Source organism: Desulfovibrio sp. X2, assembly GCF_000422205.1.
GTDB lineage: Bacteria > Desulfobacterota > Desulfovibrionia > Desulfovibrionales > Desulfovibrionaceae > Alkalidesulfovibrio.
On the sequence record NZ_ATHV01000002.1, the window covers coordinates 94,450 to 112,004 of the forward strand.

Consider the following 17,555-nt stretch of genomic DNA (forward strand, 5'->3'; position numbering starts at 1 on the left):
GTTTTTCAGGTTGCCAACCCCGTTTCCCTGTGCTAGGCCCTGGAAAAATTTTCGGCTGAGGAGCCTGGAGGAAGGAGTACCTATGAACGTAGCAGAACAAAACGACCACGCAAAGGCACAGACCCCTATGGACATGGACGACGTCAATTTCGAGTCCGCGCTCGAAGACTATCTCAACGCCGATTTCGGCGAACTGGATGAAGGAACCATCGTCCCCGGCGAGGTCGTGCGCATCGGCAAGGAACACGTCCTCGTGGACGTCAACTTCAAGTCCGAGGGCCAGCTGCCCATTGCCGAATTCACGGACGCCGAAGGCAACCTGACCGTCAAGGTCGGCGACCGCATCGACGTCTTCGTGGTCAACAAGAATGAATCCGAAGGCACCATCACCCTGTCGCGCGAACGCGCGAAGCGGATGAAGCTTTTCGATAAGCTGGAGGACATCCAGGAAGGCGACAAGACCATCACCGGCCGCATCGTGCGCCGCGTGAAGGGCGGCTACACCGTCGACCTCGACGGCGTGGAGGCCTTCCTCCCCGGCTCCCACGTGGACCTGCGCCCCGTGCCCGACATGGACGCCCTTGTCGGCCAGGAGTTCGAGTTCCGCGTCCTGAAGATCAACCGCCGCCGCTCCAACGTCATCGTCTCCCGCCGCGTGCTCCTCGAGGAGCAGCGCGAGGAACTGCGCAAGGAGCTGCTGTCCACCCTGGCCGAGGGCCAGGTGGTCACCGGCAAGGTCAAGAACATCACCGAGTACGGTGTGTTCGTGGACCTCGGCGGGCTGGACGGCCTGCTGCACATCACGGACATGTCCTGGAAGCGCATCCGCCATCCCAAGGAGATGGTCTCCCTGGGCCAGGAGCTGGAGCTGAAGGTCCTGTCCTTCGACCGCGAGACCAACAAGGTCTCCCTGGGCCTCAAGCAGCTCGTGCCCGATCCCTGGGAGAACATCGCCGCCAAGTACCCCGAGAACGAGCGCTTCAAGGGCAAGGTCACCAACCTGGTCGACTACGGCGCCTTCGTCGAGCTCGAGCCCGGCGTCGAGGGCCTGGTGCACATCTCCGAGATGTCCTGGACCCGCAAGCTGCGTCATCCCTCGCAGATGGTCTCCGCCGGCGAGGAGGTCGAGGTGGTCATCCTCGGCGTCGATCCGGACAAGAAGCGCATCTCGCTCGGCATGAAGCAGGTCAAGCCCAACCCCTGGGACATCGTCGCCGAGAAGTACCCCGAGGGCACCATCCTCGAGGGCGCCATCAAGAACATCACTGAGTTCGGCCTGTTCATCGGCATCGAGGACGGCATCGACGGCCTGATCCACGTCTCCGACATCTCCTGGACCAAGAAGGTCCGCCACCCCGGCGAGATGTACAAGGTCGGCGACATCGTCCAGGCCAAGGTCCTGACCGTGGACAAGGAGAACGAGAAGTTCACCCTGGGCATCAAGCAGCTCTCCGACGATCCCTGGAATCAGGTGCCCGCCAAGTACCCCGTCGGCACCGTGCTGAACGGCACCGTGACCAACATCACGGACTTCGGCCTCTTCGTCGAGGTCGAGGAGGGCATCGAGGGCCTGGTGCACGTCTCCGAGATCAGCTCCAAGAAGGTCAAGGACCCCTCCGAGCTGTTCAAGGAAGGCGTCTCCATCCAGGCCAAGGTCATCCACGTCAGCGCCGACGAGCGCCGTCTGGGCCTGTCCATCAAGCAGCTCAAGGAAGAGGAAGAGCGCAAGCGGATGAAGGAGTTCCGTTCCGGTTCCGAGTCCGGCTTCACCCTTGGCGACGTGATGCAGCAGCAGATGGAGGCGGCCAACAACGCCGGTAGCGATGACGGAGAGCAAGAGTAACAAGCCGAGCTTCAGCCAGAGGCATCCGTTCCTCTTCGGCTTCACGATGATTCTGGCGGCCGTGGTCCTCCTTACGGGGGCCATGGCCGCCTTTCGTCATTACATCGGCGGCAAGGCGCTCCTGCCGCCCGCGCAGCGCTTCGCCATGGTGCGCATAGACGGACTCATCTCGGACTCCGAGAAGATCACGGAGTTCATCGACACCATCAAGCGCGACGACACCATCAAGGGCGTCATCATCCGCATCGACTCGCCCGGCGGCGTGGTGGCCCCGAGCCAGGAAATCTTCCACGCCGTGCAGAAGCTGGCCAAGGTCAAGCCGGTGATCGCCTCCATGGCCGCCGTGGCCGCCAGCGGCGGCTACTACGTGGCCTGCGGCGCGCCGACCATCGTGGCCAACCCCGGCACCCTCACGGGCAGCATCGGCGTGCTCTTCGAGACCGGCAACGTCGTCGGGCTCATGGAGAAGCTCGGCATCAAGCACGAGCTCATCGTCAGCGGCAAGTACAAGGGCGCGGGCTCTCCCTTCGAGCCCCTGACCGACGAGCAGCGCGACTACCTCCAGGCCCTGGTCCTGAACATCCACCAGCAGTTCGTGAACGACGTGGCCGAGGCCCGCAAGCTGCCGCGCGAGAAGGTCGAGGCCCTGGCCCAGGGGCAGGCCTTCACCGGCCAGCAGGCCCTGGCCAACGGCCTCGTGGACAGCCTGGGCGGCCTGGACGACGCCGTGGACCTGCTCAAGGCGCGCACCGGCCTCACCGGCCAGCAGGTGCCCATGCTCGAAGGGCCGCAGAAGGAGCGCGCGGGCTTTTTGCGCGAGCTCCTCTCCGAGCTCGTCACGGACGTGAGCGGCAAGCTGCTCCTGCAATAGACCGATCCGGCCCCACCGGGCCTGCCATATATGATGAAGCGGGCCGGGATTCCCTTGCAAAATCCCGGCCCGCTTCTTTTGCGTTCGTGCGGGCCGCCCTACCCCTCCACCTCCCCGAAGAGCGCCGTCGCCGCCTCGGCGAAGGCCTTGGCCGCAGCGGTGAGCGGGCGCTCGGCGCTGCGCGCCAGGAGCAGCGGCACGGACAGCGGTCCGTGCGCCCACGGCAGGCGCGCGAGGCGCCCCTCGGCCACCTCGCGTTCCACGGTGAAGTCCGGGAGCACGGCCACGCCCTGCCCGGCCATGACGCAGCCCTTGACGATCTCCATGCTGCCGCACTCCACCACGGAGAGCGGCTCCACGCCCTCCTCGCTCAGGGCCTGCTCGATGGTGCCGCGCGCGCTCCAGACCTTGGGCGTGAGGATGAGCTGCACCCCCGCGAGGTCCTGCGGTCCGACTTCGGACAGCCCGGCCGGGAACGATCCGGGCGGGACCACCACGGACAGCGGCAGGCGGCAGAGCATCCGCATGTGCACGCCGGACGCGGCGAAGGGTTCGCTGAGGATCAGGGCCAGGTCCGTGATCCCGTAGCACAGGTCGCGCGTCAGGCCGTGGCGGGAATGGGTGGCGAAGGAGAGGCGCGTGCGCGGGAAGCGTTCCCTGAATCCGGCCAGCAGCCCGGGCAGGAAGCGGCTGCCCAGGCTCTCGGAGATGCGCACGGAGAGTTCCAGATCCGTGGTATCGCCCCCGGCCAGCATCCGCCTCGCCTCGCCTTCCAGGTCCACGATGCGCCGCGCGTGGCCGAGCAGCCTGCGGCCGTGGTCCGTGAGCTCCACGCGGCGGCCGGAGCGGACGAACAGGGGCGCACCGGCCGCCTCCTCCAGGGCCTTGATCTGGCCGGTCACGGTGGAGGGGGCGCAGTTGAGCTCGGCGGCCGCCTTGCGGAACGAGAGCCCGGCGGCCACGGCCAGGAAGGTCTTCAGGAGGTGGATGTCGAGCATCGTTCGGATTCCTTGAACTCACCGTTCAAATATTATCGTTTGCCTTCACATCCGGCAGCGCATAACCCACGAATAAAGAGTCTTTCACGATCCCGCAACGTTCGGGACAACCGAATGGAGAGACATCATGTCCGCGACTGCTGAACTGACCCGACAGAGGAAGAGGGCCCACAAGCGCCTGCTCGACATGCGCTCCCCGGTCTATGCGGCCTTTCTGCAGATGGAAAAGGCGACCTACTCCGACGGCGCGCTCGCGAAGATGAGCAAGGAACTGATCGCCGTGGGCATCTCCGTGGTCCTGGACTGCCGCTCCTGCATGCAGTGGCACGTGGAGCAGGCCGCTGCCGCTGGGGCGGACGCCCGCCAGGTGCTCGAGGCCGTGGAGGTGGGCATCGAGATGGGCGGGGGACCGGCCACGGTTTCGGCGCGTTTCGCGCTGGAGGTCATGGCCGAGGTCTTCGGCCCCGGGATATTCGAGCGGGACGCCCCGCGGGGGGAAGGCTGAGGTGACTGCCGCAGGCGTCCTGACGCTCGGGCTGGCCTCGGGGCTCGCGGGCTTCACCCAGGGGTTCGGCGGGTTCGGCTCAACGCTGGTGGCCCTGCCGCTGCTCGGCATGGTCTTCGGCATGCGCGCAGCCGTGCCCCTCGGCTGTCTCATGGCCCTGACCCTGAACGTCTTCCTGGCCACCCGGCACCGCAGCCACGTGCGCCGTCCGGCGCTCCTCCTGCTGCTCGCCGCGGCCCTGCCGGGCATGGCGCTCGGCGCCGCGCTCATCGGCCACCTGCCCGAGGCGCTGCTGAAGAGCCTGCTCGGCGCCGCGCTGCTGCTCCTGGCCGGACAGTCCCTGCGCACGGGGCTGCCCGCGACGCCTGCGGGCACGGGCTGGGCCGCGGCGGCCGGGTTCGTCTCCGGGTGCCTCGGCATGTGCATCGGGGTCAACGGCCCGCCGGTGATCGCCTGGACCGCGCGCCAGCCCTGGCCGCGCGAGGCGCTGAAGGCCACGCTGACCACGTACTTCCTCCTGGCGGGCATCGGCATCGTGGGCACCCAGGCCCTCTCGGGCCTCGTCACGCGGCCGGTCCTCGGCCTCTACGCGGCCGCCCTGGCGCCGCTCCTCGGCGGGCTGTGGGCGGGCGAATTCTGCTGCGGCAAGCTCGACGACCAGACCTTCCGCCGCATCGTCCTCCTGCTCGTCGGCGCCATGGGCGCGCTGCTCCTCTGCCAGGCCGGGGCCGGACTCCTCGCGCGCTGAGCGGGGCCGCGCAGACGGCGCGCCCGCCCTCCTCTTCACGACAAGATTGCGCCGCATCACGCCGCCGGGCGCGGACTCGCACCCGCGTCCGGCGTACGGACCGGGTCTTTTTTTGTCGCAAAGGGACTTCCCTGGTGAGGGAAAGTAAAGAATGGTGGATGGATGGGAAGGGCCTCGCCCTTGCATCCAAGGCCCCGTCCCCTCGCCCTGAAACGCCCGAACCGACTTGTCTTCCGTCGTTTCCCGAACGATTCGCACCGGGTTGGCCCGGGGTAGCCCGGGTTCGCGAAGACGTTCTCGGCGGCCGCTCCCGCACACGGCAGGGGCCGAAAGAGCGCGGAAACCACGGGAACGCCTCCTTCCCCGGACCGGCCCGCGCGACGCGAACCTCGCTCCTGGCACTGATCCTGCTATCCATGACGCGTGGAGGAGTTTTTTGCCGCCAAGGAGTGAGCACATGGCACGCAGGATCGGGACGGTACTCATCGGCACGGGCCACGAGGGACACGGCCGCACAGACCGGCACATGGCCGCGCGCGCGGGCGCCACGCAAGTGGTCTCGCTGGACAGCGGCGAGGCGGTGCTGGCGCATCTGGCCAAGCACGGCGCGGATCTCGTGCTGTGCGACAGCCGCCTGGCGGACATGTCGGGCGTGGAGCTGGTGCGCCTGCTGCGCTCGGACCCGCGCTTCGCGGGCGTGCCCGTGGTCATGGCGGCACGCGAGTCCTCCCGCCTCGACATCCTGGACGCCATCGGCGCGGGCTGCCACGGTTACGTGGTCCGGCCCTACTCGCAGGAGGCCCTTGCGCGGCAGATGCGGCTCGCGGTGCGCAACGCGCGCACGCCGGACGTCTCGGCCATGCTCCTGGCCCGGGCGAGGGCCATGCGCTCGGCTGCCGCGGCTTCGCGCCGCGCGGTCAGGGAGGGAGCCGAAGGCGCCCTGGTGCCGCTGGACGCCGGGGCCGCGGCCCGGGCCGCCACCCCGGCGAGCCTCGCGCGCGCGGCGCTCGAGTCCGGCATGGGACACCTCGTCGCGGGGCGGTACAACTCGGCCATCGCGGCCTTTCACAAGGCGCTGGGAATCAACGCGGCCTCGGCCGAGGCCTACGAGGGGCTCGGCAGGGCATGGCTCGGCAAGGGGCGGCGGGACAAATATACCGAGTACATGGACAAGGCGGCGCGCTGCCTGGCCGAACAGGACAGGTTCCTGGACGTGCGCTCGCTGCTCAGCGAGGTGCTGAAACAGGGCGGCCGCATCGCCAACCCCTACTACGAGCTCGGCAAGCTGCTCTGGGAGCGCGAGGACCAGCCCGAGGCGGTGCTGGCCTGGCGCAAGGCCGCGCGGCTCACGCCGGACAGCCGTCCGGTGGTCACCTGCCTCGCGCGGGCGTACTGCATCCTGGGACAGGAGGACAGGGCCGAGGCCGTTCTGGCCGAGGCGAAGAATTTCATTCCGGACGTCGGGGACGTGGCCGAGCTGACCTGCTCGCTGCCCGCCACCGTGCCGCCGCCCGCCGTGGTGGAGGTCAACCTCCACTCCTGGCTCAGGCTGGTGGTGGAGCCGGTCAAGCGCGTCATGGCCCACTTCCGCCCCGCACCCGAACGGGCTGCGTAGGCTCCCCCCCCGCCCCGCCCTCCCTCCTCTCAGGCCGCTCAAACGGCCTCAGATGCAAGGAGCCAAAAAAGTTCAGGCCCGACGCGTAGTTCACCTACGCGAGGGCTTGAACTTTTTGCAGCGACGCCGCAGATGAGGCCGTTTCAGCGGCCTGATGAGAAGAGGGTGAGAGTGCCCGCCTGGCCCCCGGTATTGGCCGCGCGCAGGGCGTGGTTGAAGCAGTCGGCCACGAAAATCGTCCGGCCCATGCCCGCGAGGCCCAGGGGCGAGAAGAAGCGGGGCCGCGAACCGTCCACGTAGCCCCTCCCCTTGCCCGCGAGGGGCAGCACGCCTCCGGAGGCGACGTCCAGGCGGCGCAGGGCGTTGGCCGCGACCTCGCAGGCGCACAGCACGCCCTCCTGCGCCAGGAAGGCCAGCCCGCCGGGGCCGCGCACGGGCCGCTGCATGGCGGGCCTGCCCACGGCCATGTCCGTTGCTCCGCCCATGGGCTCGCACCAGCCGAGCCCCCCGTCCGCTCCGATCCACCACAGCCTGGTCCCGTCGCAGGCCAGGGCCAGGGGCTCCCCGGTCTCGACCAGGGTCTCGTGCCTGCCCGTTGCGGGGTCGATGCGCACGATGCGGTCCTCGAGCGGCAGGGCGGCGCACAGGACGGTGCCGCACACGGCCACGTCCCAGGGCAGGCGCAGCCCCGCGGCCACGGTGCGCACGCTCCCTTCGGCCGGGTCCACGGCACGCACGGCGTGGTTCAGGGTATCGGCCACGTAGAGCACGTCGCCCGCGGGCGAGAGGGAGAGGCCGCGCGGGGAGTCGAAGCGGGCCTCGGCCAGGAGGCCGTCCGCCAGGCCGCGCTGTCCGCCCGCGACCCATTCGACCTCGGCGAGGGGCTCCTCGCCCGGGATCCGCGCGGCGATGACGCGGTGCGCGCCGGTGTCGGCGACGAAGACGCGGCCGCCGCGCGCCTCCACGGCCTCGGGGAAGTGCAGGACGTCGTCGTGGCGCAGCTCTTCCTCGGGCGCGAGGGGGAAAGGGGACCGGTGCAGGAGGCCGCCCGCGAGCCAGGGCTTGAAGAGCTCGGCCAGGGCCAGGCGGTCGGGCATGGGGCCGCGCCAGGAGAGGCCGCGCGCCTCGCCCGCAGAGGAGGGGCCGAAGAGCAGCAGCTCGCCGCGCCCAAGGCCGCCCACGGCCTCGCGCAGGCGCCCCGAGGAGTCGTCGGCCACGGGCCAGGGCACGGCGAAACGGCGCAGCGACTTGCGCACGTGCTCGCGTTCCGCCTCCTCGGGCAGGCGCGGCACCAGAAGGCCCACGGGCACGAGGCCCGGCCCCAGGCAGTCGGCCAGGTCGTTCAGCATGCGCCAGGCGAGGAGCCCGGCGGGATCGAAGGCGAAGGCCAGCACGGCCACGGCGCGCCCGGCAAGGTCGTCCCCGGATGGCGGGCGGCCGGAAAAATTGTACCAGACGGCCTCGTCCCAGGCCGAGCGCAGGGCCTCGTTCATTTCCTCTCCCCCTGCCCGCGCAGCGGCTTGCCCAGAAAGACGAGGTCCGCGACCTCGAAGCCGAGGCGTTCGTAGAATCCCACGACCTGCTCGTTGGAGCGCCGCACCAGAAGGTTGATCTTCGGGCAGCCGAGGGCGCGCAGGGCCGCCTCGGCATGGGCCACCACGGCCCGGCCGATGCCCCGGCCCCGCAGGGCGGGGTCCACGGCCAGATAGTTGAGCCAGCCCCGGTGCCCCTCGTAGCCCGCCATGCAGGTGGCCACCACGCGGGTACGCCCGTTCCCGTCCTCCGCCTCGGCCACGAAGAAGAGCTCGGGCTGGAAGGCGAGCTTGAGGGCGATGTCGCGGCGGGGGTCGTTGTGCGGGACGAGGAGGCCGCACTCGCCCCACAGGGCGACCACGGCCTCCTCGTCCCCGGAATCGTAGGGCCTGACGCGCACGGCGTCCTCGGGAGCGCTCGTCATGTCCGGAGGCGGAAGGGGCGGGCGCCTAGGCGCCCTTGCCCTCGTCGCGCTCGCGGATCTCGGCGCGCTTGATCTTGCCGGAGATGGTCTTGGGCAGCTCGGCCACGTACTCGACCACGCGCGGGTACTTGTAGGGCGCGGTGATCGACTTGACGTGATTCTGCAGCTCCTTGGTCAGGGCGTCGGACGGCTCGAAGCCCGGGGCCAGGACGAGGCTCGCCTTGACCGCCTGGCCGCGCTCGGCGTCGGGCACGCCGGTCACGGCGGCCTCGACCACGGCGGGGTGGCTGACCAGGGCGGATTCGACCTCGAAGGGCCCGATGCGGTAGCCCGAGGACTTGATGAGGTCGTCGGTGCGGCCGAGGAACCAGTAGTAGCCGTCCTCGTCCACCCAGGCCTTGTCGCCGGTGTGGTAGAAGCGGTCGTCCATGACCTTGAAGGTCTTGCCCGGCTCGTCGAGGTAGCCGGTGAACAGTCCCGTGGGCCTGCCCTTGTCGACGCGCACGCAGATCTCGCCTTCCACGCCCGGGGGGCAGGGCTTGCCGTCCTCGTCCAGGAGGGCGATCTCCCAGCCGGGCGCGGGCTTGCCGATGCTGCCCGGCTTGGGGGTCATGAACGGCAGGGTGGCCAGCTGCAGCACGGTCTCGGTCTGGCCGTAGCCCTCGTAGATGGCGAGCCCCGTGGCCTCCTTCCAGGCGTGGAAGACCGAGTCGTTCAGGAGCTCGCCCGCGGTGGTGCAGTGGCGCAGGGCCGAAAGGTCGTATTTCTTCAGGTCCTGGCGCACCAGGAAGCGGTAGACCGTGGGCGGCGCGCAGAACGAGGTCACCTCGTGCTCGGCCAGGAGCTCGAGCAGGCGGGCGGGATCGAACTTGCCGCGGAAGTCCCAGGTGAAGACCGCGGCACCGGCCATCCACTGGCCGTAGAACTTGCCCCACACGGCCTTGCCCCAGCCGGTGTCGGCCAGCGTCAGGTGCAGGTCGGTCTCGCCCAGGTTGTGCCAGTACACGCCGGTGGTGAAGTGGCCCAGGGGATAGGTGTGGGTGTGCTCCACCATCTTGGGCATGCCGGTGGTGCCGGAGGTGAAGAAGACGAGCAGCGGATCCGAGCCGCCCACCGGCACGGGCGGCACGAACTCGGGCGAGGCCGAGGCGCACATGGCCGTGTAGTCGGACCAGCCCGCGGGCGCGCTGCCCTCCACCTGCACCAGGCAGGCGAGGCTCGGGCAGGCGGAGCGCACGGCCTCCACGCGGTCGGCCACCGTGTTCTCCACGATGCAGCCCTTGATCTTGGCGTAGTTGATGCGGAACTCGATGTCCTTCCTGGTCAGCAGCGAGGGCGAGGGCACGGCCACCGCGCCCAGGCGGTGCAGGGCCAGCATGGCCACCCACCACTCCACGCGGCGGTAGAGGATGAGCATGACCCGGTCGCCCTTGGCGAGGCCCTTGGCGGCGAGCGCCGAGGCCAGGCGCCTGGACTCGTCCGCGAAGAAGCCGAAGTCGAACTCGCGGCGGTTTCCCGCGTCGTCCACGTGGACCATGGCCAGCTTCTCGGGCTCGATGCGGGCCATCTCGTCCAGGAAGTCCGTGGCGAAGTTGTAGTCGTCGGGCACGGGCAGGCGGAACTGCTCGCGGAATTCCTCGTAGGAGGACGGGTTGAGGCGTTCGATCACGGCGGACTCCCTAGATGATGACGTCGACGAACTTGGCGGGCTTGCCGTCCAGTCCGCGCAGGGCGTGCGGGGTGTGCGAGTCGAAGTACATGCCGTCGCCGGGCTCGAGGGCCACGGGCGTGTCTCCCATGTGGATCTCCAGGCGGCCTTCGACCACGTAGATGAACTCCTGTCCGGAGTGGGAGTTGAAGTCCAGGGCCTTCACGTCCTTGGGCGGGACGGTGACCAGGAAGGGCTCCATCTTCCGGCCCGCGAAGCGGTAGGCCAGGGATTTGTAGTCGTAGGTCTTGCGGCGGTCCACGGACAGCCCCTCGCCCTTCCGCACCACGGTGTAGGAGCGCAGGTGGGGATCGCCGCCCGAGATGAGCACCGTGGTGTCCACCCCGCAGGCCTTGGCCGCGGCGAAGAGGAAGCTCACGGGAATCTCGTGCTCCCCGGTCTCGTAGCGGGCCACGTCGGCCACGCTCGTCCCGGTCTTCTCCGCCAGCTCCTCCACGCTCATGCCCACGGCGTCGCGCAGGGCCTTCAGGCGCGGGGATATCTCCTTGTAGACGTCGTCCATCGAAGACAGCTCCTTGTGCGGTTCCTTACTTCATGGCCTCGGGGAAGAGCTCGGCGGCCTGCTCGCGCAGCTTGTACTTCTGCACCTTCCCGCTGGCGGTCATGGGATAGTTGTCCACGCAGGCCACGAACTTGGGGATCTTGTGCCAGGCGATCTTGCCGCGGCAGGCGTCGCGCACGTCCTCGGGCGCGAGGTCCACGCCGGGCCTGGGGATGATGAAGGCCGCGACCTCCTCGCCGTACTTGCTCGAGGGCACGCCCACGACCTGCACGTCGGCCACGCCCGGCACGGTGTAGAGGTATTCCTCCACCTCGCGCGGGTAGATGTTCTCGCCGCCGCGGATGATCATGTCCTTCAGGCGCCCGGTGATGGCCAGGTAGCCGTCCTCGTCCATGGTGCCGAGGTCGCCGGAATGCAGCCAGCCGTCCGGCTCGATGGCCTCGGCCGTGGCCTCGGGCTGGTTGTAGTAGCCCTTCATGACGTTGTAGCCGCGGCAGCAGACCTCGCCCTGCTCGCCCGGAGCGCACTCCTTGCCGGTCTCGGGGTCCACGACCTTGACTTCCACGGCGGGCATGGCCTTGCCCACGGTCTCGGTGCGCTTGGCGATGGAGTCGTTGGTGCGCGTCTGGGTCATCACCGGCGAGGACTCGGTGAGCCCGTAGCAGATGGTGATCTCGCGCATGTTCATGAGCTCCATGACCTTCTTCATGATCGGCACCGGGCAGGGCGAACCGGCCATGATGCCCGTGCGCAGGGAGGAGTAGTCGAAGCGCTCGAAGAGCTTGTGGTCGAGCACGGCGATGAACATGGTGGGCACGCCGTAGAGCGCGGTGCAGGACTCCTGGTCGATGGCGGCCATGACGTCCAGCGGCTTGAAGGTCTCGAGGATGACCATGGTCGCGCCGTGGTTCACGCAGGCCAGCACGCCGAGCACGCAGCCGAAGCAGTGGAAGAGCGGCACCGGGATGCAGACCCGGTCCTTGTCCGTGAAGAGCTGGTTGGCGCCGATCCAGTAGCCGTTGTTTCCGATGCCCACGTGGGTCAGCATGACGCCCTTGGGAAACCCGGTGGTGCCCGAGGTGTACTGCATGTTGACCACGTCGTGGGGATCGAGCTCGTCCTGGCGGGCCTGGTACTCGTCCTTTCCGGTCATGGCGGCCAGGGAGAGCAGCTCGGGCATGGAGTACATGCCGCGGTGCTTCTCAGGCCCCATGAAGAAGACGCGGCGCAGGTGCGGAAAGGAGGCGGAATCGAGGCGTCCGCGCTCGCTCGTGCGCAGCTCGGGCACCAGCTCGTTGACCACGCGCACGTAGTCGGTGTCGCGGTATCCGTCGATGAGGAAGAGGTTCTCGCACTCGCTCTGGGAGAGCAGGTAGCGCAGCTCCTCGCTCTTGTAGTTGGTGTTCACCGTGAGCAGCACGGCGCCGATCTTGGCCGTGGCGAACTGCAGCGCCACCCAGTAGGGCACGTTGGTGGCCCACACGGCCACCTTCTCGCCGCGCTGCACGCCCAGCGCCATCATGCCCTTGGCCAGCCGGTCCACCAGGGCCGCGAACTCGCGCCACGTCAGGCGGAAGTCGCGATCCACGTAGACCAGGGCCTCGTTGTCCGGCACCCGGGCCACGGTCTCGTCGAGGATCTGCCCCAGCGTTATTTCGCGGACGTCGGGACGCGCCTTCATGGCCTACTCCGGGAAGTAGAGCACGGCGTAGATGGTCGCCGGCTGCTCGTTTGCCGTGCCGATGTAGTGGGGCACGATGGAGTTGAAATAGAGGCTGTCGCCGGGCTCGAGGACGTGCTCCTCCTTGCCGTACTTCACCTGCACGCGGCCGGATACCACGATGATGAACTCCTCGCCCTGGTGGGAGGAGAGGTCCTGCTGCTCCTCGGGCAGGAGCTCGACCACGAAGGGCTCCATGTGGCGGTCGGACTTGCCCCGGCCCAGGGAATAGAACTTCACGGCCTCGCGCCCGCCCGCGCCGGAGTGCGTGACCAGCTCGGGATGGCGGTCGGCGGCGCGCACGATCAGGGGATCGACCGAGTTCATGTCGTCGAGGAAGGTGCCGAGCCTGACGCCCAGGGCGCGCGCGACCTTCAGGAGGGGAGTGAGGGAGGTGTAGGCGTCCTCCTCTTCCAGGGCCGCGATGAACTTCTCCGCCATCCCGGCCTTTTCGGCCAGCTCCTCGCGGGAGAGGCCTGCCTTTTCACGAAAATTACGCACGCGCATGCCCAGCTTGGACTGCTCCATAGCACTCTCCCTGTCCCCGTAAGAAGTTCTGTCCGGCAAATTACGGGAACGTACACGAACGCCCGCCAAAAACCAAGCCGCCGGGACCACGGGAAATGCGGAAAGAGGGATGAACAGGACCGGGCGGTCCGGCGAGGTCAGGACCTGCATCGGACGGGCGACGGACGGGCCATCGGGCGGGCATCGAGCTGCCATCGGGCGGACGGCGGAAAAAATTTCACCGGCCCCGGCTTGAGCGTTTTTACGATAACAAATTGATTTTACAATATATTTTTGATCGGCACCAGACCGGTGGCCACGCGTCACGTACATCACATTGAAATAATTCGATAAAATATGCACCCTCGGGTGCGCCAGAATTGACTCTTTTCTCGTCAGGCAACTCCCCGGATTCCCTCTTCATCCTCTCTCCCGGACCTTTGGCCGCAAAGCGCGTCAAGACCCCGGACGCGCCCCCATGCGCCCGGCAGCGCCCCCACGCGCCCCGCCCCTTTTCCCGGCCCTAGACTTGGCCGCGACGAGGGGGACGGCCCCGAAGGCGGTGCCCGAACGGCCCGCCGGACCGCCGCGAAGCGCCCGCGCGAACGGCGCGGAGCCTGCCCGCGGACGGCGCGGGGCCGTCCCCCGGGACAGCGTCCCGAGACAGCAACAAGGAGAAGCACATGGACCCGATCACGATCATCGCGGGGCTGGCCTCGGTGGTCCCGACCATCGCCAAGTGGCTGACCGGCGAGAAGTCCGACGTCAGCCGCGTGGCCGAGACCGCGGCCGAGCTGGCCAAGCGCGTCACCGGCGCCTCGGACCCGGCCGCGGCCATCGCGGCGCTGAAGGCCGACAGGCAGCAGGCCCTGGAGTTCGAGAAGCTCTGGGCCGGAGTGAACATGGGGCTCTCGGAACAGCTCACGCGCCGCCACGAGGCGGACATGAAGTCCGACTCCTGGCTGGCCAAGAACGTCCGGCCGCTCTGCCTCGTCGGCCTCACGCTCGGCGTCGTCGTCGCCGTGTTCGCGCCCGAGGTGGCCGGGGACAAGCTGCGCGCCCTGACCGAGATGGGCGGCTGGGTCTACGGCTACTACTTCATCGGCCGCAGCGCCTTCGACAAGGGCGCGGTGCGGCTGAACTTCGGCGCGAACGCCGGGAGGGCGTCATGAACATCGTCCGGCAGACCCTTTCCGCCCTCTCCGACCTGGCGCGCCGGTCCCCGGCCACCGCCTGCCGCCTCCTGAAAAGCGCACGGGCCCGCCTCGCGTCCCCGGCCCGCGCCGTCCTGTCCCTGCCCGCACGGGCCGCGCGCGGCGCGGGGGCGAGGATCGCGGCGCTCATCCGCCGGGTGCGCGCCGCCGCCATCGGCGGCTGGCGCGGCGTCATGGCCGGGCTTCGCGGGGAAGGCCGGCCGTGAGCGGCGAGGACATCCGCGAGCTCTGGGAGGCCATCGAGGCCCTGCGCCAGGGCCAGGGCGACATCCTGGTCGGCCTCTCCGAGGTCAAGGCCGCGCTCGTGGAGCGCTGCCGCGACCGCGCCCGGCGCATCGACGCCCTCTCCACCGGCATCGAGCAGTGCGAGCGCCGCCTGTCCGCCCTGGAGCGCGGGCAGGCCCGGCTCTTCGCCTGGGCCTCGCTGCTCGGCTGCGGCCTGGCCCTGGCCGGACAGTGGCTCGCGGCGCGCCTGGGGGGACGCTGATGTCCGCCCCGACCCGCGCGCTTCCCCGCTCCGCCCCGGCCTGGCGCAGGGACTACGCGCGCATGGCCGAGGTCGCGGCGCGCAAGGGGTTTTCCGAGCGCGACCTGGCCGAGCTCTTCGGCCTGGATCCGGCGGGCTTTTGCGAGTGGCGCGCCGCGCGGCCGGAGCTTTCCGCGGCCGTGGCGCGCGGCCGGGGCAACGCGGACGCGCGGGCCGAGCGCATGCTCCTGGCCAAGGCGCTCGGCCTCACCTGCACCGAGACCACGGTCAAGACCGCGCCCGTGCGCGGCGAGGACGGCAGCCTCTGCGAGGAGGTCCGCGAGCGCCGCGTGGTGAAGAAGCGCCTGCCCCCGGACTTCCAGGCGCTCAAGCTCTGGCTCTCGCGCCGCAGGCCCGGGCTCTGGGGCCAGGGCGAGGCCGACGGCGGCGCGGCCGATCCCGACGATCTGTCCGCAAATCTTTCCGAGGAGGAGATCGATGCCCGCATCCGCGAGCTCGAACGCCAGCTTGGCGAATAAGCGCGAGCGGCTCCGGCTGCTCGCGGCCAAGGCCCGCGTGCGGGCCGAGAACACCATCGCCGCCTACTACCCGGACAAGGGGCCGCTCAGGCGCGCGCTCTATCCGCGCCACCTGGAGTTCTTCCGCGCCGGGGCCGCGTGCCGCCAGCGCCTCATGCTGGCCGCGAACCGCGTGGGCAAGACCGAGGGCGTGGGCGGCTTCGAGCTCACGCTGCACCTGACCGGCCTCTATCCGGCCTGGTGGGAGGGCCGCCGCTTCGCCCGGCCGGTGCGCGCCTGGGCCTGCGGCGACACGGCCGAGTCCGTGCGCGAGATCCTGCAGAAGAAGCTGCTCGGCCCGCCGGACGCGCCGGGCACCGGCCTCGTGCCGAAGCGGGCCATCGTCTCGGTGGTGCGCCGGGGCGGCTCGGTGGCAGACGCCGTGGAGCGCGTGGCCGTGCGCCACGCCTCGGGCGGCACCTCGTGGCTCAAGTTCAAGTCCTACGACCAGAAGCGCCGGGCGTTTCAGGGCACGGAGCAGGACGTCATCTGGCTGGACGAGGAGCCGCCGCTGGACGTCTACGCCGAGTGCCTGATGCGCACCATGACCACGGACGGCCTGGTGCTCCTGACCTTCACCCCGCTGCTCGGGCTCTCCGAGGTGGTCCTCTCCTTCCTGCCCGGCGGCAAGCTGCCGGGCGGCGACGACGGGAACGGCGACGGCGGCGCCCCGGCCCAGGCCCTGCCGCCCTGCCCGCCCCCGGCCGCGCCGTCCCGCGCTCCGGCGACGGAGGCCCGCTGATGCCTCTGGTCGCGCCCGGCAAGTACCTGGTGACCGCCACCTGGGACGACGTGCCGCACCTCTCGCCCGCGCAGAAGGCCGAGCTCTTCGCGCAGATCCCGCCGCACCAGCGCGAGGCCCGGGCCAGGGGCGTGCCGCAGCTCGGCGCGGGCGCCATCTATCCGGTGCCCGAGACCGAGATCACGGTGGCGCCCTTCGAGATCCCGGCCCACTGGCCGCGCGCCTTCGGCCTGGACGTGGGCTGGAACCGGACCGCGGCCGTGTGGGGCGCCTGGGACCGCGCGGGCGCGGTGCTCTACCTCTACGCCGAGCACTACCGCGGCCTGGCCGAGCCCGAGGTGCACGCCCAGGCCGTCCGCGCGCGCGGCGAGTGGATCGCGGGGGTCATCGACCCGGCCAGCCGGGGCCGCTCCCAGGCGGACGGGAGGAGCCTGCTCGCCATCTACCAGGGGCTCGGCCTGGAGCTCTCGTGCGCGGAGAACGCCGTGGAGGCGGGCATCTACCGCGTCTGGAGCCTGCTCTCCACGGGCCGCCTGAAGATCTTCGCGAGCCTCGCAGGCTGGCTCTCGGAATACCGCCTCTACCGCCGCGACACAGAAGGCCGGGTGGTCAAGGAACGCGACCACCTCATGGATGCAACCCGCTACCTCGTCGTGTCCGGAGAGGACGCGGCCCGCCCCACCCCGCCCGACCTGCGCCCGGCCGAAGCCCCGCTCGCGGGCGCCGGGTGGGGGCCCGGCCCGCGCGGCGAGGCGGCCGACCACGACTACGAGATGTTCGCATGAACCACACCGTCTACCTCATCGGCCGCGACGGCCACGACCCGGCCCTGGCGCGCGAGATCGCGCTGCAGCTCTGGGACATGCTCGTCGACGACGGCCTCGTGTCCACCGTCTTCTACGAGGGCCAAGTCACGGACGCCGAGACCTTCTGCCGCCTGATGCTCTCGCCCGAGCGCGCGCTCTACGCCGCCTGGCCCGAGGACTCGTGCAGGCCCTCGGCCTTCGCCTGGCTCTCGGACCAGACCGGCCGCGCCGTGCGCCTGCACTTCTGCTTCTTCCGCCACGCGCGGCGCCACGCCCTGCCCCTGGCCCGGCAGTTCGCCCGCTTCCTGCTCGCGGTCCGCGACGAGCGGGGCGAGCGCGTCTTCGAGACGATCTACGGCCTGCTTCCCGAATCCAACCTGGCCGCCATCCGCCTGGGGCGGAAGCTCGGCTTTCGGACCATCGGGGTCCTGCCGGGCGCGGCCTACATCGCAGCGGAGGACCGCCTGGAAGGGCTCGCCCTCTCCTGCCTGACCCGAAAGGAGGTTTTCCATGGGTAGCTTCTTCTCGCCGCCCTCGTCCCCCGCGCCCAGCGCGCCCCTGCCCGTCGCCGAGACCGAACCCGTGCAACTGCCCGAGGAGGTGGACAGCGGCGAAACCGCGGCCATGAAGGAGGCGCGCGAGAAGCAGAAGCGCGCCGCCCGCCTGGCCGCGGGCCGCGCGGGCACCCTGCTCGCGGGGACCGGCATGAACGGCGCGTCCGTGGGCCGCAAGAACCTGCTCGGCGAATAGGAGG

20 protein-coding genes are annotated in these 17,555 nt (G+C 69.9%); 13 read left to right on the forward strand and 7 right to left on the reverse strand.

The annotated features are described in order from the left end of the window. Positions 1–82 precede the first annotated feature (82 nt). Together DSX2_RS01155 and sppA are read left to right on the forward strand one after the other, a co-directional pair. Positions 83–1,843 (forward strand): 30S ribosomal protein S1, encoded by a 1,761-nt coding sequence (locus DSX2_RS01155; RefSeq protein WP_020879191.1) that lies wholly within the window; start codon positions 83–85, stop codon positions 1,841–1,843. Then, complete coding sequence (gene sppA / locus DSX2_RS01160) at positions 1,824–2,714, forward strand: signal peptide peptidase SppA (protein ID WP_020879192.1); 891 nt, start codon at positions 1,824–1,826, stop codon at positions 2,712–2,714. The genes DSX2_RS01155 and sppA overlap by 20 nt, the downstream gene beginning before the upstream one ends. 98 nt (positions 2,715–2,812) lie before the next feature. Here sppA and DSX2_RS01165 read toward each other — a convergent pair whose 3' ends face one another. Continuing rightward, positions 2,813–3,712, reverse strand: coding sequence for a LysR family transcriptional regulator (locus DSX2_RS01165; protein WP_020879193.1), 900 nt, complete (start codon positions 3,710–3,712; stop codon positions 2,813–2,815). Between the two features lie 127 nt (positions 3,713–3,839). On the opposite strand from DSX2_RS01165, the gene DSX2_RS01170 reads away from it, so the two are divergent. From DSX2_RS01170 to DSX2_RS01180, 3 genes are all read left to right on the forward strand, one after another. After that, positions 3,840–4,217 carry a carboxymuconolactone decarboxylase family protein gene (locus DSX2_RS01170; RefSeq protein ID WP_020879194.1) on the forward strand — a complete coding sequence of 126 codons (378 nt, stop codon included), beginning with the start codon at positions 3,840–3,842 and terminating at the stop codon, positions 4,215–4,217. 1 nt (position 4,218) lies between these two features. After that, positions 4,219–4,965 (forward strand): TSUP family transporter, encoded by a 747-nt coding sequence (locus DSX2_RS01175; protein ID WP_020879195.1) that lies wholly within the window; start codon positions 4,219–4,221, stop codon positions 4,963–4,965. Positions 4,966–5,422: 457 nt separating this feature from the next. Further along, the gene (locus DSX2_RS01180; protein ID WP_020879196.1) at positions 5,423–6,580 is read left to right on the forward strand and encodes a response regulator; all 1,158 of its coding nucleotides are present in this window, start codon (positions 5,423–5,425) and stop codon (positions 6,578–6,580) included. A gap of 143 nt (positions 6,581–6,723) precedes the next feature. Here the strand turns inward: DSX2_RS01180 and DSX2_RS01185 are convergent, their stop codons facing one another. Genes DSX2_RS01185 through DSX2_RS01210 form a run of 6 tightly spaced genes read right to left on the reverse strand, consistent with a single transcriptional unit; the run spans position 6,724 to position 13,016 of the window. Continuing rightward, positions 6,724–8,073 carry an alkyl hydroperoxide reductase gene (locus DSX2_RS01185; RefSeq protein ID WP_020879197.1) on the reverse strand — a complete coding sequence of 450 codons (1,350 nt, stop codon included), beginning with the start codon at positions 8,071–8,073 and terminating at the stop codon, positions 6,724–6,726. Beyond that, complete coding sequence (locus DSX2_RS01190) at positions 8,070–8,537, reverse strand: GNAT family acetyltransferase (RefSeq protein ID WP_020879198.1); 468 nt, start codon at positions 8,535–8,537, stop codon at positions 8,070–8,072. The genes DSX2_RS01185 and DSX2_RS01190 overlap by 4 nt, the downstream gene beginning before the upstream one ends. 25 nt (positions 8,538–8,562) lie before the next feature. Next, entirely contained in the window at positions 8,563–10,203 is a 1,641-nt protein-coding gene (locus DSX2_RS01195; protein WP_035040110.1) for an AMP-binding protein, read from the reverse strand. A 13-nt stretch (positions 10,204–10,216) separates the two neighbouring features. Then, a complete protein-coding gene (locus tag DSX2_RS01200) occupies positions 10,217–10,768 on the reverse strand; it encodes a helix-turn-helix domain-containing protein (protein WP_020879200.1) in 552 nt (183 codons plus the stop codon). Between the two features lie 25 nt (positions 10,769–10,793). Continuing rightward, entirely contained in the window at positions 10,794–12,449 is a 1,656-nt protein-coding gene (locus DSX2_RS01205) for an AMP-binding protein (RefSeq protein ID WP_020879201.1), read from the reverse strand. Positions 12,450–12,452: 3 nt separating this feature from the next. Further along, on the reverse strand, positions 12,453–13,016 hold the full coding sequence (locus tag DSX2_RS01210; protein WP_020879202.1) for a helix-turn-helix domain-containing protein: 564 nt from the start codon (positions 13,014–13,016) through the stop codon (positions 12,453–12,455). Positions 13,017–13,678: 662 nt separating this feature from the next. Here DSX2_RS01210 and DSX2_RS01215 point away from each other — a divergent pair. Genes DSX2_RS01215 through DSX2_RS01250 form a run of 8 tightly spaced genes read left to right on the forward strand, consistent with a single transcriptional unit; the run spans position 13,679 to position 17,551 of the window. After that, positions 13,679–14,167, forward strand: coding sequence for a hypothetical protein (locus tag DSX2_RS01215; RefSeq protein WP_020879203.1), 489 nt, complete (start codon positions 13,679–13,681; stop codon positions 14,165–14,167). Then, positions 14,164–14,415: a hypothetical protein gene (locus tag DSX2_RS01220; protein WP_020879204.1), complete on the forward strand. Its 252-nt coding sequence runs from the start codon at positions 14,164–14,166 to the stop codon at positions 14,413–14,415. Before DSX2_RS01215 ends, DSX2_RS01220 begins: the two co-directional genes overlap by 4 nt. After that, on the forward strand, positions 14,412–14,696 hold the full coding sequence (locus tag DSX2_RS01225; RefSeq protein ID WP_020879205.1) for a hypothetical protein: 285 nt from the start codon (positions 14,412–14,414) through the stop codon (positions 14,694–14,696). Before DSX2_RS01220 ends, DSX2_RS01225 begins: the two co-directional genes overlap by 4 nt. Then, on the forward strand, positions 14,696–15,214 hold the full coding sequence (locus DSX2_RS01230) for a hypothetical protein (RefSeq protein ID WP_020879206.1): 519 nt from the start codon (positions 14,696–14,698) through the stop codon (positions 15,212–15,214). The genes DSX2_RS01225 and DSX2_RS01230 overlap by 1 nt, the downstream gene beginning before the upstream one ends. Then, positions 15,174–15,995 carry a terminase family protein gene (locus DSX2_RS01235; protein WP_020879207.1) on the forward strand — a complete coding sequence of 274 codons (822 nt, stop codon included), beginning with the start codon at positions 15,174–15,176 and terminating at the stop codon, positions 15,993–15,995. Before DSX2_RS01230 ends, DSX2_RS01235 begins: the two co-directional genes overlap by 41 nt. Beyond that, entirely contained in the window at positions 15,995–16,780 is a 786-nt protein-coding gene (locus DSX2_RS01240; protein ID WP_020879208.1) for a terminase family protein, read from the forward strand. The genes DSX2_RS01235 and DSX2_RS01240 overlap by 1 nt, the downstream gene beginning before the upstream one ends. Continuing rightward, the gene (locus DSX2_RS01245) at positions 16,777–17,319 is read left to right on the forward strand and encodes a hypothetical protein (protein WP_020879209.1); all 543 of its coding nucleotides are present in this window, start codon (positions 16,777–16,779) and stop codon (positions 17,317–17,319) included. The genes DSX2_RS01240 and DSX2_RS01245 overlap by 4 nt, the downstream gene beginning before the upstream one ends. Beyond that, entirely contained in the window at positions 17,312–17,551 is a 240-nt protein-coding gene (locus DSX2_RS01250; RefSeq protein WP_020879210.1) for a hypothetical protein, read from the forward strand. The genes DSX2_RS01245 and DSX2_RS01250 overlap by 8 nt, the downstream gene beginning before the upstream one ends. Positions 17,552–17,555 lie beyond the last annotated feature (4 nt).